The following is a 13,749-nucleotide window of genomic DNA, read 5'->3' as shown; positions in this document are numbered from 1 at the left end:
TACTGTTTAGGCTATGACCGAAAAACCGACCAAAACCGACTGGCAGACCCTTGCCGACAAGGAGGTCAAGGGCGCCGACCTGACGTGGAACACGCCCGAAGGATTCCCGATCAAGCCGCTGTATACCGCGGAGGATGCGCTGGATCCAGGCCTACCGGGCTTCGCCCCGTTCACTCGCGGTGTGAAGGCCACCATGTATGCCGGCCGCCCTTGGACGATCCGGCAATATGCGGGCTTTTCCACTGCCGAGGAATCGAACGCTTTCTACCGCCGCAATCTGGCAGCGGGTCAGAAAGGCCTGTCGGTCGCTTTCGATCTGGCCACCCATCGGGGTTATGACAGCGATCATCCCCGCGTTGTCGGCGATGTCGGCAAGGCGGGCGTGGCGATCGACACGGTCGAGGACATGCAGATTTTGTTCGACCAGATCCCGCTCGATACGATGTCCGTTTCCATGACCATGAACGGCGCGGTGATCCCGATCCTCGCGTTCTACATCGTTGCGGGCGAGGAGCAGGGGGTTGGAAGCGAGAAACTGTCCGGCACCATCCAGAACGATATCCTCAAGGAATTCATGGTGCGCAACACCTACATCTATCCCCCTGCGCCGAGCATGCGGATCGTGTCGGACATCATCACCTACACTTCCGCCCATATGCCGCAGTTCAACAGCATCTCGATCAGCGGTTATCATATGCACGAAGCCGGGGCGACGGCGGTGCAGGAACTCGCGTTCACCATTGCCGACGGCAAGGAATACGTGAAATCGGCGATGGCCACCGGGCTGAATATCGACGCCTTCGCCGGGCGGCTCTCGTTCTTCTTCGGCATCGGCATGAACTTCTTCATGGAAATCGCCAAGCTGCGCGCGGCTCGCACCCTGTGGTACAAGGTGATGGACGATCTGGGCGCAAAATCCGAACGCTCCAAGATGCTGCGTACCCATTGCCAGACTTCGGGTGTCAGTTTGCAGGAGCAGGACCCGTATAACAACGTCATCCGCACGACCGTGGAAGCGATGGCGGCGACGCTGGGCGGCACGCAGTCGCTCCACACCAACGCGCTGGATGAAGCGATCGCACTGCCGACCGATTTCAGCGCCCGTATCGCGCGCAACACGCAATTGGTGCTGCAGGAAGAAACCGGCATCACCAATGTGGTCGATCCCCTTGGCGGCAGCTATTATATCGAAGCGCTGACTGCGAAGCTGGTCGAGGAAGCAGAAGCTTTGATGGCCGAGGTGGACGCGGCTGGCGGCATGACCAAGGCGGTTGCCTCGGGAATGCCCAAGCAGCGGATCGAGGAAGCAGCCGCTGCCAAGCAGACCCGCGTCGACCGCGGCGAAGACGTGATCATCGGGGTCAACAAATACCGTCTTGGCACCGAAGATCATATGGACACGCTCGACATCGACAACCACGCGGTGCGCGAGGGCCAGATAACGCGGCTGGAAAAGAACCGCGCGGGTCGTCACGAGGCCGCGTGCAAGGCGGCGCTGAAGGCCCTGACCGAAGGCGCGAAGGGTGGCGGCAATCTTCTGGCTCTCGCAGTCGACGCGGCCCGCGAGCGCGCTACCCTGGGCGAGATTTCTACGGCTATGGAGGCCGTTTTCGGCCGCTACGATACCGTTCCGACGCCGGTAAAGGGCGTTTACAAGACCGCCTACGAATTCGACCAGCGCTGGGCGCAGGTGCTTGACGGCGTCAATGCTGTGGAACGCCGTCTTGGCCGCAAGCCAAAGATCATGGTCGCCAAGATGGGCCAGGATGGCCACGATCGCGGCGCGAATGTGATCGCCAGCGCTTTCACCGACATGGGTTTCGAAGTGGTTTCCGGTCCGCTGTTCCAGACCCCCGAAGAAGCCGCCGCGATGGCACTGGAAAAAGATGTCGACGCGATCGGCGCCAGCAGCCTCGCCGCCGGGCATAAGACACTGATCCCCGAACTGGTCCGCCTGCTGAAGGACGCGGGCCGTGCCGATATCAAGGTCGTCGCGGGCGGCGTGATCCCGCCGCAGGATTACGAATTCCTCCGCGAAGCCGGAGTGCAGGGCATCTACGGCCCGGGCAGCAACGTGGTGGAATGCGGCGCGGATATGCTCCGCCTGCTTGGCCATAATATGCCGCCTGCTGGCGAAACCTTGGAGGCCGCAGAATGACCGAGATCCGCACCGATTGGTCCCGCACTGAAATCGCCTCGCTGTTCGACCTTCCGTTCACGGAGCTGCTGTTCCAGGCAGCGTCCATCCACCGCCAGAATCACCCTGCGGATCAGGTGCAATTGTGCACCTTGCTCAGCATCAAGACCGGCGGTTGTCCGGAAGATTGCGGCTATTGCAGCCAGTCGGTGAAGGCGGACAGCGGGGTCGAAGCGACCAAGCTGATGGATGTGCAGGCGGTGTTGCAGTCCGCGGCGCAGGCCAAGGACCACGGCAGCCAGCGTTTCTGCATGGGCGCGGCATGGCGCAACCCCAAGGACCGCGATATGCCCGCGATTGTCGAGATCGTGAAGGGCGTGCGCGCCATGGGTCTCGAAACTTGCATGACGCTTGGTATGCTGACTCCGAAACAGGCGGGCATGCTGGCGGACGCTGGCCTCGATTATTACAACCACAACATCGACAGCAGCCCGGAATATTACGAGCGCGTCATCACAACGCGTACGATGGGCGAGCGGCTCGAAACGCTGGATCATGTGCGCAAGTCGGGCATCAACGTGTGCAGCGGCGGGATTGTCGGCATGGGCGAAACGCGGGAAGACCGGGTCGGCTTCATCCACACGCTCGCCACGCTGCCGCAGCACCCCGAGAGCGTCCCGGTCAACGCCTTGGTGCCGGTCAAGGGCACCGTGCTGGGCGATATGCTGGCCGATACCCCCTTGGCCAAGATCGACGATATCGAATTCGTCCGCACCGTCGCGGTCGCGCGGATCACGATGCCGCTGAGCATGGTGCGGCTGTCTGCCGGGCGCGAAAGCATGTCCGACGCGGCGCAGGCGCTGTGCTTTATGGCGGGCGCGAATTCGATCTTCACCGGCGACAAATTGCTGACCGCGCCAAATGCCGGCGACGATAGCGATGCGGCATTGTTCGCGCGCCTCGGCCTTACCGCATTGCAGGGAGAAGAACCGCTCCGCGCCTGCAAAGTGGCGGAACCGGCCGAGTGAGCCTTGGCTTCTCCGTCGATGAATTACTGCCCCGCGCCCGCGGCGGCGGCCAGCTCAAGATGGGGCTGGTCAGTCTGTCGGAAGATGAGTGGTTGCAGCGCAATCCAGACCTCTCGGCGCGCAAAGCCGGGTTTGCCGCGCATCCCGGCGGCATTCTATTGACGCGTGAAGCCGATGCGCCGGGCGAGGAACTCGCGCAAATGCTGGGCCTAAACGGTTCGCTACCCGAAGCGGCGATGGCGCACCACGAGGACATGTGCCTGCTCACCCGCCGCGCGGACGAGGATGAATACCGCCTCATAGGTGCAGCCGTTGCCTGGCCCACCGATTGGCACCCCAAGGACAAGATGGGCCTGCCGCTTTCCGCGATGCACGCGCCGATTCAGGGCTATGCACAGCAATTGGCCAGCGGGGTCGATCATTTCATGGCAAAACTGAAGCCCGGTCGCATTTTCGGGCGGTGCAACTGGTTCATCACCCCGACGTCGGACATGCGCTGGATCGCGGACAGCGCGCCGGACGTCGCCTTCAGCCACGTCACCGCGGACAACGCTGGCGATACGCTGTTCATCCGTAGTGAGCGCCAGACCTTGCGGCGCCTTCCCGAAACGGGCGCGATCCTGTTCACCATCGGAGTTTATGTCGCCCGTCTCGGCAGCCTCATGCAGTCCAATGTTTCGATTCTAGCCGCTGCGATGGAATCACTGCTGCAAGGCGAAGGCGACCGGCGCGGTGCGCCCCATTACGCCGCTGCCCTGACAGGTTTCGCCGCGCAGCGCGAAGGTAATGCCGCATGATTGCTTTGCTGCCACTATCTCTGATGGCGAGCGAACCTGCGCCCGATTGCGACAATGCGATGACGCAGATGGCGATGAACCAATGCGCGCATCAAGACTACAAGGCAGCCGATGCCGAACTCAACGCGCAGTGGAAAATCACCGCTGCGGAGATGAAGCAGCGCGACGCGAGTCTGGGCCGCGAATACGACAGCCGTCCCGGCTATTTCGAAACACTGCTGGCGGCCCAGCGCGCCTGGCTGGCCTACCGTGACAATCACTGCCGGAACGAGGGCTATTTCGCACGCGGCGGCAGCCTGGAACCGCTGCTCGTATCGGGCTGCCTGGCACAACTGACCCGGGCGCGAACCGCCCAACTGGCTGAATTGGTGGAAACATACTGATGTTCAAGAAGATCCTGATTGCCAACCGCGGCGAAATCGCCTGCCGCGTGATCAAGACCGCGCGCCGGATGGGGATCGCCACCGTGGCGGTCTATTCCGACGCCGACGCGCGCGCTCCGTTCGTCAAGATGGCGGACGAGGCCGTGCATATCGGTCCTTCGGCGGCATCGGAAAGCTATCTGGTGCCCGAAAAGATCATCGCGGCGTGCAAGCAGACCGGGGCCGAGGCGGTCCACCCGGGTTACGGCTTTCTGTCCGAACGGACCAGCTTCGCCGAAGCGCTGGCCAAGGAAGGCATCGAGTTCATCGGCCCGCCGGTAAACGCGATCGCCGCGATGGGTGACAAGATCGAAAGCAAGAAGCTGGCTCTGGAAGCCGGTGTCAACGTCGTGCCTGGGTTCGTTGGCGAGATCGACGATACCGAGCACGCGGTGCGGATTTCGGAAGAAATCGGCTACCCGGTGATGATGAAGGCCAGCGCGGGTGGCGGCGGCAAGGGTATGCGGCTCGCCTATAATGAGCAGGACGTCCGCGAAGGGTTCGAGGCGACCAAGCGGGAAGGGCTGAACAGCTTCGGTGACGACCGCGTGTTTATCGAAAAATTCATCCTCAACCCGCGCCATATCGAGATCCAGATCCTCGGCGACAAGCACGGCAATATTCTTTACCTCAACGAACGCGAATGCAGCATCCAGCGCCGCCATCAGAAAGTTGTCGAGGAAGCGCCGTCGCCCTTCGTCACGCCAAAGATGCGCAAGGCAATGGGCGAGCAATGCGTCGCCCTGGCAGCGGCGGTCGGCTATCATAGCGCAGGCACCGTCGAACTGATCGTCAGCGGCGCGGACCCTAGCGGGGAGAGCTTCTACTTCCTGGAAATGAACACCCGGCTGCAAGTCGAACATCCCGTGACCGAGGCGATTACCGGCATCGACCTGGTCGAACAGATGATCCGTGTCGCGGCGGGCGAGAAGCTGGCAATGGCGCAGGACGATATCGGGATTGATGGCTGGGCCATCGAGAACCGCGTCTATGCCGAGGACCCCTATCGCGGGTTCCTGCCCAGCACCGGCCGATTGGTGCATTACGAACCGCCGGTCGAACCATGGGCCGATGACGGTGCGGCAAACGGTCGGCGCGGAGTGGAAGGCATCCGGGTCGATGACGGCGTCTTCGAGGGCGGCGAAGTCAGCATGTTCTACGACCCGATGATTGCCAAGCTGGTGACCTGGGGCGAAACGCGGGACGAAGCCGCGAACTTGCAGGTGCAGGCGCTCGATGCGTTTCGGATCGAAGGCCTGGGGCATAACGTCGATTTTCTCAGCGCGATCATGCAGCATCCGCGCTTCCGTTCCGGCGAACTCACCACCGGCTTTATCGCCGAGGAATATCCCGACGGCTTCGAAGGCGCGGCGACATCGGACCATCTCAAGCGCGCACTGGCTGCAATTGTAGGGGTGATCGCCACCGCCAACGCCGACCGCGCCCAGCGGATCGACCAGCGGCTGAATGGCCGCACTGCGCCCCCGGGCGATTGGGTGGTGACATTGGACGGCCGTGATTATGCAGTCAGCCTCGAGGAAGAAGGCGTCACCGTCGATGGTGTCCAGATCGAGCTGGAAATGGAATATACGCCGGGCGACGTAATGATCGATGTCGATGTCGAAGACCCTTCGGGAGGCGCTGGACAATCAGACGCGCTAACCATCCAGCTGGCACCCACGCGCTCAGGCTACACCATCACGACGCGCGGCGCGAAACATGCGCTGCGAATACTCCCGGCCCATATCGCGCATCTTGCGGGCCACATGATCGAGAAGATCCCGCCCGATCTCTCCAAGTTCCTGATCTGCCCGATGCCCGGCCTCCTGATGAAGCTGCATGTCGAGGAGGGCGAGGAAGTCCAGCCCGGCCAGCCGCTCGCCACTGTCGAGGCGATGAAGATGGAAAACATCCTTCGTGCCGAAAAGGCCGGAGTGGTGGCGAAAATCAACGCAGCTCAGGGCGAAAGCCTGGCCGTGGATGCGGTTATACTGGAGCTGGAATAGGAACAGCTAACCCGCCAGCAATTGCTCGTCCAGAAAAGCGGAGACATCGATCAACGCGACTTCGCGGTCGAGGAATGCTGCACCGATGCTGCGCAGCAAAATGAACGGCAGGGTACCGGCATCCATCTTCTTGTCGTGCATCATGTGGTCGGCCAGCGCGGTGCCGGTGCAGGTAAGGCCAAGCGTCGAAATTTCGGTTTGTAGCCCGGCGGCCGCGATTGCGGTCGCGACCCTCGCCGCGTCGTCAGGCGCGATGAGTCCGCGGCGCGCAGAATAGCGCGCGGCCAAGACCATGCCCAGCGCAACGCCCTCTCCGTGAAGCAGGCGGTCCGAGAAACCGGTTTGCGCCTCCAGCGCATGGCCGAATGTATGTCCAAGATTGAGCAACGCACGCGCGCCGGTGGTTTCGCGTTCATCCTCCGCCACGATCCGCGCCTTTGCGGCCACGCTGCGGGCAACGGCCTGTTCGAGCAGGTCCGTGTCGCCAGAAATAGCCGCATGGCCGTTTCTTTCACACCAGTCGAAAAATTCTGGATCGCCCAGGATGCCGTATTTGATCACCTCGGCAAAACCGGCGCGCATTTCGCGCTGGGGCAGGGTGCCAAGCGCGTCGAGGTCCGCCAGCACCAGCGACGGTTGGTGAAACGCACCGACCAGGTTCTTGCCCGCGGGGGTGTTGATCGCGGTCTTGCCGCCGACCGAGGAGTCGACCTGAGCCAGCAGAGTGGTCGGCAACTGCACGAATCCGCAGCCGCGCTTCAAAATTGCAGCGGCAAAGCCGGTCAGATCGCCCACTACGCCGCCCCCGAGCGCGAGAATATGATCGCCGCGTTCCACCTCTTCGGACAGCAGCCAGTCGACGGTCCTGGCGAGTTCGGTCCAGCTCTTGGCCCGTTCACCGGCGGGCAGCACATGCCAGCGGGCTTCGTGCCCTGCGGCGGCGAGGGAGCGCTCTACGGGCTCGCGCCAATGCTGCGCAACATTCTCGTCCGTGATCACCGGAACCCGCGTCTTGCGAAGGAATGGCGCGCAGTGCGTAGCGGCGTCGGCCAGCAGACCGCTTTCCACGCGCACTTCATAGGACCGGCCGCCCAGGGCCACGGGAATTACAGCCATCTGTCCACTGCCTCGATTATCGCCAGTGCGGTGTCCTGATGCGGGCCGTTCCGGCTGCTCACCGTCACCGGTGCCTGGGCGTAGAAATCCTTGCGTTCGCGGTACAGCCGCGCGAGTATCTCGCGCGGATCGCCGCCGAGTAGCAGGGGCCGGGTCTTGCGCCGCCCGGTGCGTTCGACCAGCGTGTCGATATCGCAATCGATCCACACCGCGATCGCCTCGTCCAGGATCAGCGCGCGGGTTTCGGCGTTGCAGAACGCACCGCCGCCTGTGGCGATGACGCCGCCCCTTTCGCGGGTGCAATCTTCAATCAATCGGGCGATCACACGGCGTTCGCCGTCGCGGAAGTAGTCTTCACCGAATTGTTCGAAGATTTCGGCGATGGACATCTGCGCCGCATCCTCGATCGCATCATCGGCGTCGAGAAATTCAGTGCCGAGCATTCCGGCCAGGCGGCGGCCGATGGTCGATTTCCCGGCCCCCATCAGCCCGACAAGCACGATAGGACGCGTAATCCGCACGGCAACCGCCCGGATCGCTGCGGTATCGAGCGGCCTGGTGTGTCCCACGGGGATCGAAGGTTGATCGTCCATATTCATTGCCGCTTCGCCTATAGATGCGCTAGGCGGGGCGCAACTATGGTTCACTATCGGTGCAGACAGATTTCATCATGTCCTCTAAACGGATTCTAGCGTTGTTGGCCGCGGTGGTCGCGGCGGTCCTGGCCTATGCTTGGATCGATGGCGGGGAAGAATCCTTGCGTCCGATCGCCGAGCCCGTATCAGTCCCTGACCAACCACCTGCCCAATTGCCGGAGCCTGCGCGATGAGCGGAAAACCAGAAAAATCCGCGATAGTGCCGCTGCGACGGGCCCTGTTTGCCGGAGCGGGTGCACTGGCGTTGTGTTCGGCGCTGGCCATTGCACAGGCTGCGCCGACATCCTTGTTGCCGCCGGGTTTCGACGATCCCGCTCCTACTCCGTCGCCCGCGCCCCGTCCGTCCCCGACGACGCGCGCACCTACTGCACCGGTCACACCTCCGGCGGACGGAACACCGGTCGTCCAGCCGCTGCCATCGCCAAGCGCGCCAACCAGCCAGGAACCCATCGACGTCCCCGACGGCTTGCCATCGCTGAGCGAACTGGAGTCGATGGACTCCGATGAACTGGACGAATTGCTCGGTCTCAAACCGAAGTTCGATATCCCGCCTGCAGCGCGCCGTTCGCTGTCGCGGGTGGGGATACTGAGCGCGGAGGAAGGCGGACTGCCGCCGGTGGCCTTGGCGAACCAGCCCGCTTCGATCGTTCGGGCTGCGTTGGCAGGCACCAAGGGGCCAGTGGTATCGCGCTGGGGGCACATCATGCTGCGCCGCGCGTTGGCCAGTCGTCTGGCAGCGCCGCAAGGGATGGACCCGGTCGAATTTGCGGCCCTGCGCGCGAATGCCCTTAACCGCTTGGGAGAGTTCTCGACCGCGCGGACATTGGTCCAGGATGTTGACACCAGCAATTGGGACAAGCGGCTGACTGACACCGCGCTGACGGCCTATATCGGTACAGCGGATCTCGTCGGCGCATGTCCGGCGATCAAGCTGCAGGGCGGCGAACGCGAGGACCCGCAATGGCGGATGCTCCAGTCGATCTGCGATGCGTATTCGGGGCAGGGTGCGCGTGCTAATTCGCAGCTTAACCGTGCCCTCTCGCGGCAGATCGCGCCCGACATCGATGTGCTGCTTGCCCAGCGCTATGCCGGGGCTGCCGGACGCGGACGCCGGGCGGTGACGCTTGAATGGGATACCGTGGAGGACATGACCCCTTGGCGCTTCGCGCTGGCGACCGCCGTAGGCGCGGAGGTACCCGCCAGCCTGCTGGAAAATGCCGGGGCGTATTACGACCGGGTGTCCGCAGTCGCCCCTATGCTGGCTTTGCCGCAACGTATCGCCGCGTCCGGGCGCGCCGCGAGCGAGGGCATCCTGTCTTCGGCGGCCTTGGTCGATCTGTACTCGCAGGTCTACGCAATCGACGATTTCGAAGGCTCCCCCGCACAAACCGCCGAGCTGCTGCAAACTGCTTATGTCGGAACCAGCCCGGGAGACCGTCTGGCCGCAATGAAGTCCATCTGGAGCGGGGAGGGGCCTGCGCCTTACAGCAGATCGGTGCTGACCGCCTATGCTGCCGCCCGGATGCCACCCAGTTCCGATTTCGAGGCTGATGCCGGGCAATTGATCGCCTCGATGCTCGCGGCCGGGTTGGACCGCAACGCTTTGCGCTGGGCCTCGGTAGTGGAGCCGGGAAGCCAGGGTTGGGCACTGCTCGCGCTTGCGCAGCCTCAGCGGGACAGTTCGGTTGATACGGGCGCGCTCGACAGCTTTTTCGATGACGATACCAGCGCAGAGCAGCGCAAGTCGCAATTCCTGCTGGCAGGATTGGCCGGGCTCGGCCGGATTGAGCAGTCGGCAATCTCCGACCTTTCTGGCCGCGTGTCCGTAAATCTCGGGCGCGAATCCAAGTGGAGCCGCTTGATCGACCGGGCGGCAGAAGTCCGCAACCCGGCCCTGGTCGCCTATTTGGCCGGTGTCGGCATGCAGGGCGAGGGGTGGGACAAGATGACCGCGATGCACCTGTACCATATCGTCTCGGCCCTCGACCGCGTCGGGATGTCCGCCGAAGCCCGCATGATCGCTGCGGAAGCGGTCGCGCGCGGGTAATTCCGGCGTGAAGCATGGCAGAAAGGAAGCCTCGCCATCTCTGGTGAAATCGACAGCTTCCTGGCGATGCTTGCCGCCGAACGCGGCGCCGCCATCAACACGATGCTGGCCTATCGCCGTGATCTCGAAGGTGCGCAGGAACGGATTGGCGACTTGGCCAGCGCGCAAGCCTCGGACCTGGCCAAGCTTGGCCCCGCATGGTCCGACCTCGCACCGTCCAGCCTGGCCCGGAAAGCCTCGGCGCTGCGGCAGTTCTACGGGTTCCTCATGGATGAAGGTGTCCGCGCCGACGATCCCTCTGCCGCCCTGCCGCGAGCGACGCCGCGGCGACCGCTGCCGAAAATCCTTTCGCACAGCCAGATTTCCGCCCTGTTCGGTCAGGCGGAACTTGAAGCTTCCAGCGGAAAGCCGGCTGCGGTCCGGTTATTGGCGCTGCTCGAGATGCTTTACGGTTCCGGCTTGCGCGCGACCGAACTGGTGTCGCTGCCGCTGTCAGCGATCCCGCGCGACGCCCCGCTACTGACGGTAAACGGCAAGGGCGGACAAGCCCGCATGGTGCCGGTCAGCAAGCGGGCGAGGGCGGCGCTGGCGGATTGGGCGGCGCTGAGGGGTAATAAAGCGCGGCCCGGCAATAAATTCCTGTTCCCGTCCCGCGGTAGCCATCTGTCGCGCGTTCGCTTGTTCCAGATGCTGAAAGACCTTGCCGTCCGGGCCGACCTGCCGCCGGAAAAGATCAGCCCGCACGTCCTGCGCCACGCATTTGCGACCCATTTGCTGGAGGGCGGGGCGGACCTTCGCGTGCTCCAGACATTGCTTGGCCATGCCGATATTGCCACCACGCAAATCTACACCCACGTGGACAGCGCGCGGCTCGTTGCGCTGGTCAACGAGCGGCACCCCCTGGCGCGCCAACGGGATAAAACGAGAGTCCGCCCCCTTGCCGATCGCAGCGAGTAGGACTAGCGCGGCGCAATGATTGCATACCTCGAATTCGAGAAGCCGGTTGCCCAGCTTGAAGCCCGTATCGCAGAACTGCGTCTCGCCGCAGAGGGGGACGATGTCGATATCTCCGGTGAATTGAGCCGTCTCGAGAAAAAGAGCGCCAGTTTGCTGGCCAGCACCTATGCCGCGCTGACTCCGTGGCAGAAGACGCAGGTCGCGCGGCATCCGTCGCGCCCGCATTTCCGGGACTTCGTCGAACATGCTTTCGAGGAATTTGTCCCCCTTGGTGGTGACCGCCTGTACGGCGAAGACGAAGCGATCCTGGGCGGTTTCGCCAGCCTCGGCGGACGGCGCGTAATGCTGATCGGCCACGAGAAAGGCCACGACACGCAGTCGCGTATCCGGCACAATTTCGGCATGGGCAAACCCGAAGGTTACCGCAAGGCCATCCGCTTGATGGAACTGGCTGGGCGGTTCGGACTGCCGGTGGTGACGCTGGTGGATACCTCGGGCGCATTCCCCGGCGTCGAAGCGGAAGAACGCGGCCAGGCCGAAGCCATCGCTCGTTCTACAGAGGCTTGCCTCGCACTGCCGGTACCGATGGTGGCGACGATCGTCGGCGAAGGCGGTTCGGGCGGCGCGGTTGCGTTGGCCAGCGCCGAACGTGTGGTGATGTTCGAACATGCGGTTTACTCGGTGATTTCGCCGGAAGGCTGCGCCTCGATCCTGTGGCGCACTGCCGAAAAAGCGCCTGATGCCGCCGAAGCGATGAAGGTCACCGCCCAGCAATTGCTCCAGTTGAAGATCATCGACCGGATCGTGCAGGAACCCAAGGGAGGCGCCCACCGTGATCCGGTGGAAGCCGCGCAATCTCTCGGCCGGATCATTGGTGAGGAGCTGGACGCACTTTCAGGTAAGACCTCCGCAGAGTTGCGCCAGCAGCGCGAAGAACGTTATTTGCAAATTGGTACACTCTGACACCGGAACAAAGTGGCTACTCCACTGGTTTTGAACTCGATACCAGGCGGTGACCGGCTTTGAACCCTGTGCCGCGTCCATTCGGGGAGAGAATTCCACCATGCCAAATTTCAAACAGACTGCGTTTATTTCCACGGCGATCGCATCGCTCGCGCTAAGCGGCTGTACCGCGATGGGCGGCGGGGCGATACCCAGCACGTCCGCGCCGATCACGTCGAACGAAGCGCAGCAGGGGGCCGAAGCCCATCCACAGTTCCTGCAGGAATTCGGCGGCAGCTACCAAGGACCCCAAGCGGCATACGTCGAACAGGTCGGCAAGAATATCGCTGTCCAGTCCGGTCTCGGCAACGCGCGGGAAAGCTTCACGGTTACGCTGCTCAACAGCTCGGTGAACAACGCCTTCGCGATCCCTGGCGGCTATGTTTATGCGACGCGCCAACTTGTCGGCCTGATGAACAACGAGGCCGAACTTGCCGGGGTTCTCGGGCACGAAGTGGGTCATGTGGCAGCCCGCCATTCGCAGCGCCGCCAGTCGACCGCGCAGCAGAACAGTATCATCGGCGCTGCCGGAGCGATCCTGTCTGGGATCCTACTCGGCGATAGCGGGCTCGGGGAAACTGTATCTCGCGGCTTTTTGCAGGGGTCGCAATTGCTGACCCTGAAGTTTTCGCGCAGCCAGGAATTGCAGGCTGACGAGCTTGGCATCCAGTATTTGAATAAGGCCGGCTACGATCCGCGGGCTATGGCAACTGTGCTTCAGAGCCTTGCCGCACAAAATGCCCTTGATTCGTCACTCCAGGGCAACAACGCATCGGTTCCCGAGTGGGCATCGACGCACCCCGATCCCGCAAGCCGTGTGCAATCTGCCTTCGCCAAGGCAGGCCAGGCATCGGGGACCACTAATCGCGACACGTTTCTCACCCGGATCGACGGGATGATGTATGGCGACGACCCGTCGCAAGGTGTGATCGAGGGCCGGCAATACCTGCACCCCGAATTCCGCCTCGCGTTCACCGCGCCGAGCGGCTTCTACATGGTCAACGGCAGCCGCGCGGTTTCGATCAATGGCGAAAGCGGCAGCGGCCAGCTATCGACTGCGCCTTACAGTGGCAATCTCGACAGCTACGTGCGAACGGCTTTCAGCGCGCTTGCAGGTTCTGGTCAGGCGCTTGCTCCGGCAAGCATGCAGCGCAACACTGTCAACGGAATTCCCGCGATGTATGGCACGGCGCGGGTCACCAGCGGCGGAAGCCAGGTGGACGTGACGGTTTTTGCCTATGAATTCTCGCGGAGCCAGGCGTTCCATTTCGCCACCATTGCCCCGGCTGGCCGGGCGGCGACATTCACCCCCATGTACAATTCGATGCGGCGGATTTCGGCGTCGGAAGCCGCGGCCGTAGTGCCGCGCCGCATTGATGTGATCACGGTTCGACCGGGCGACACAGTCCGGACGCTGGCGAACCGCATGGCTTACACCACTGCGCAGGAACAGCGCTTACGTGTGCTGAACGGGCTTGGCTCATCAGATGTTGTGACCGCCGGCCAGAAGGTCAAGCTGGTGGTGAAGTAACCGAATCCCTGGCAGTTCATTCTAGATGAAGACACAAAAAAGGCGGCGGG

General features: G+C 63.0%; 11 protein-coding genes. 9 read left to right on the top strand and 2 right to left on the bottom strand.

What is annotated here, in order from left to right; translation table 11 throughout:
* Positions 1–13 precede the first annotated feature (13 nt).
* Genes scpA through GRI65_RS05100 form a run of 5 tightly spaced genes read left to right on the top strand, consistent with a single transcriptional unit; the run spans position 14 to position 6,390 of the window.
* Positions 14–2,158, top strand: a complete 2,145-nt coding sequence (scpA, locus tag GRI65_RS05120; RefSeq protein ID WP_160755402.1) for a methylmalonyl-CoA mutase — start codon at positions 14–16, stop codon at positions 2,156–2,158.
* Complete coding sequence (gene bioB / locus GRI65_RS05115; RefSeq protein WP_160755401.1) at positions 2,155–3,165, top strand: biotin synthase BioB; 1,011 nt, start codon at positions 2,155–2,157, stop codon at positions 3,163–3,165. Before scpA ends, bioB begins: the two co-directional genes overlap by 4 nt.
* A complete protein-coding gene (locus GRI65_RS05110; RefSeq protein WP_160755400.1) occupies positions 3,162–3,962 on the top strand; it encodes a heme-dependent oxidative N-demethylase family protein in 801 nt (266 codons plus the stop codon). The genes bioB and GRI65_RS05110 overlap by 4 nt, the downstream gene beginning before the upstream one ends.
* A gap of 23 nt (positions 3,963–3,985) precedes the next feature.
* Positions 3,986–4,345: a lysozyme inhibitor LprI family protein gene (locus GRI65_RS05105; protein ID WP_202391116.1), complete on the top strand. Its 360-nt coding sequence runs from the start codon at positions 3,986–3,988 to the stop codon at positions 4,343–4,345.
* Complete coding sequence (locus GRI65_RS05100; RefSeq protein ID WP_160755398.1) at positions 4,345–6,390, top strand: ATP-binding protein; 2,046 nt, start codon at positions 4,345–4,347, stop codon at positions 6,388–6,390. Before GRI65_RS05105 ends, GRI65_RS05100 begins: the two co-directional genes overlap by 1 nt.
* 6 nt (positions 6,391–6,396) lie before the next feature.
* Here the strand turns inward: GRI65_RS05100 and aroB are convergent, their stop codons facing one another.
* Positions 6,397–7,506, bottom strand: a complete 1,110-nt coding sequence (gene aroB / locus GRI65_RS05095) for a 3-dehydroquinate synthase (protein ID WP_160755397.1) — start codon at positions 7,504–7,506, stop codon at positions 6,397–6,399.
* A complete protein-coding gene (locus tag GRI65_RS05090) occupies positions 7,497–8,099 on the bottom strand; it encodes a shikimate kinase (protein WP_160755619.1) in 603 nt (200 codons plus the stop codon). Before GRI65_RS05090 ends, aroB begins: the two co-directional genes overlap by 10 nt.
* A 232-nt stretch (positions 8,100–8,331) precedes the next feature.
* Between GRI65_RS05090 and GRI65_RS05085 the strand changes: the two genes are divergently transcribed.
* From GRI65_RS05085 to GRI65_RS05070, 4 genes are all read left to right on the top strand, one after another.
* Positions 8,332–10,209, top strand: coding sequence for a hypothetical protein (locus GRI65_RS05085; protein WP_232843914.1), 1,878 nt, complete (start codon positions 8,332–8,334; stop codon positions 10,207–10,209).
* Positions 10,210–10,245: 36 nt separating this feature from the next.
* Entirely contained in the window at positions 10,246–11,166 is a 921-nt protein-coding gene (locus tag GRI65_RS05080) for a tyrosine recombinase (protein WP_160755617.1), read from the top strand.
* Positions 11,167–11,181: 15 nt separating this feature from the next.
* Positions 11,182–12,129 (top strand): acetyl-CoA carboxylase carboxyltransferase subunit alpha, encoded by a 948-nt coding sequence (locus GRI65_RS05075; protein ID WP_160755396.1) that lies wholly within the window; start codon positions 11,182–11,184, stop codon positions 12,127–12,129.
* A gap of 100 nt (positions 12,130–12,229) precedes the next feature.
* Positions 12,230–13,699, top strand: a complete 1,470-nt coding sequence (locus tag GRI65_RS05070; RefSeq protein WP_160755395.1) for a M48 family metalloprotease — start codon at positions 12,230–12,232, stop codon at positions 13,697–13,699.
* Positions 13,700–13,749: the final 50 nt, after the last annotated feature.

This window comes from Allopontixanthobacter sediminis, from assembly GCF_009828115.1.
GTDB lineage: Bacteria > Pseudomonadota > Alphaproteobacteria > Sphingomonadales > Sphingomonadaceae > Allopontixanthobacter > Allopontixanthobacter sediminis.
This window is presented reverse-complemented; position numbering and strand designations above follow the sequence as displayed.

What these genes read in the sequence shown, in the direction of transcription:
- GRI65_RS05075 (WP_160755396.1), top strand. Translation starts at nt 11,182, where the DNA reads ATGATTGCATACCTCGAATTCGAGAAGCCGGTTGCCCAGCTTGAAGCC.
- GRI65_RS05100 (WP_160755398.1), top strand. Translation starts at nt 4,345, where the DNA reads ATGTTCAAGAAGATCCTGATTGCCAACCGCGGCGAAATCGCCTGCCGC.
- bioB (WP_160755401.1), top strand. Translation starts at nt 2,155, where the DNA reads ATGACCGAGATCCGCACCGATTGGTCCCGCACTGAAATCGCCTCGCTG.
- aroB (WP_160755397.1), bottom strand. Translation starts at nt 7,506, where the DNA reads ATGGCTGTAATTCCCGTGGCCCTGGGCGGCCGGTCCTATGAAGTGCGC.
- GRI65_RS05085 (WP_232843914.1), top strand. Translation starts at nt 8,332, where the DNA reads ATGAGCGGAAAACCAGAAAAATCCGCGATAGTGCCGCTGCGACGGGCC.
- GRI65_RS05090 (WP_160755619.1), bottom strand. Translation starts at nt 8,099, where the DNA reads ATGGACGATCAACCTTCGATCCCCGTGGGACACACCAGGCCGCTCGAT.
- GRI65_RS05105 (WP_202391116.1), top strand. Translation starts at nt 3,986, where the DNA reads ATGGCGAGCGAACCTGCGCCCGATTGCGACAATGCGATGACGCAGATG.
- GRI65_RS05070 (WP_160755395.1), top strand. Translation starts at nt 12,230, where the DNA reads ATGCCAAATTTCAAACAGACTGCGTTTATTTCCACGGCGATCGCATCG.
- scpA (WP_160755402.1), top strand. Translation starts at nt 14, where the DNA reads ATGACCGAAAAACCGACCAAAACCGACTGGCAGACCCTTGCCGACAAG.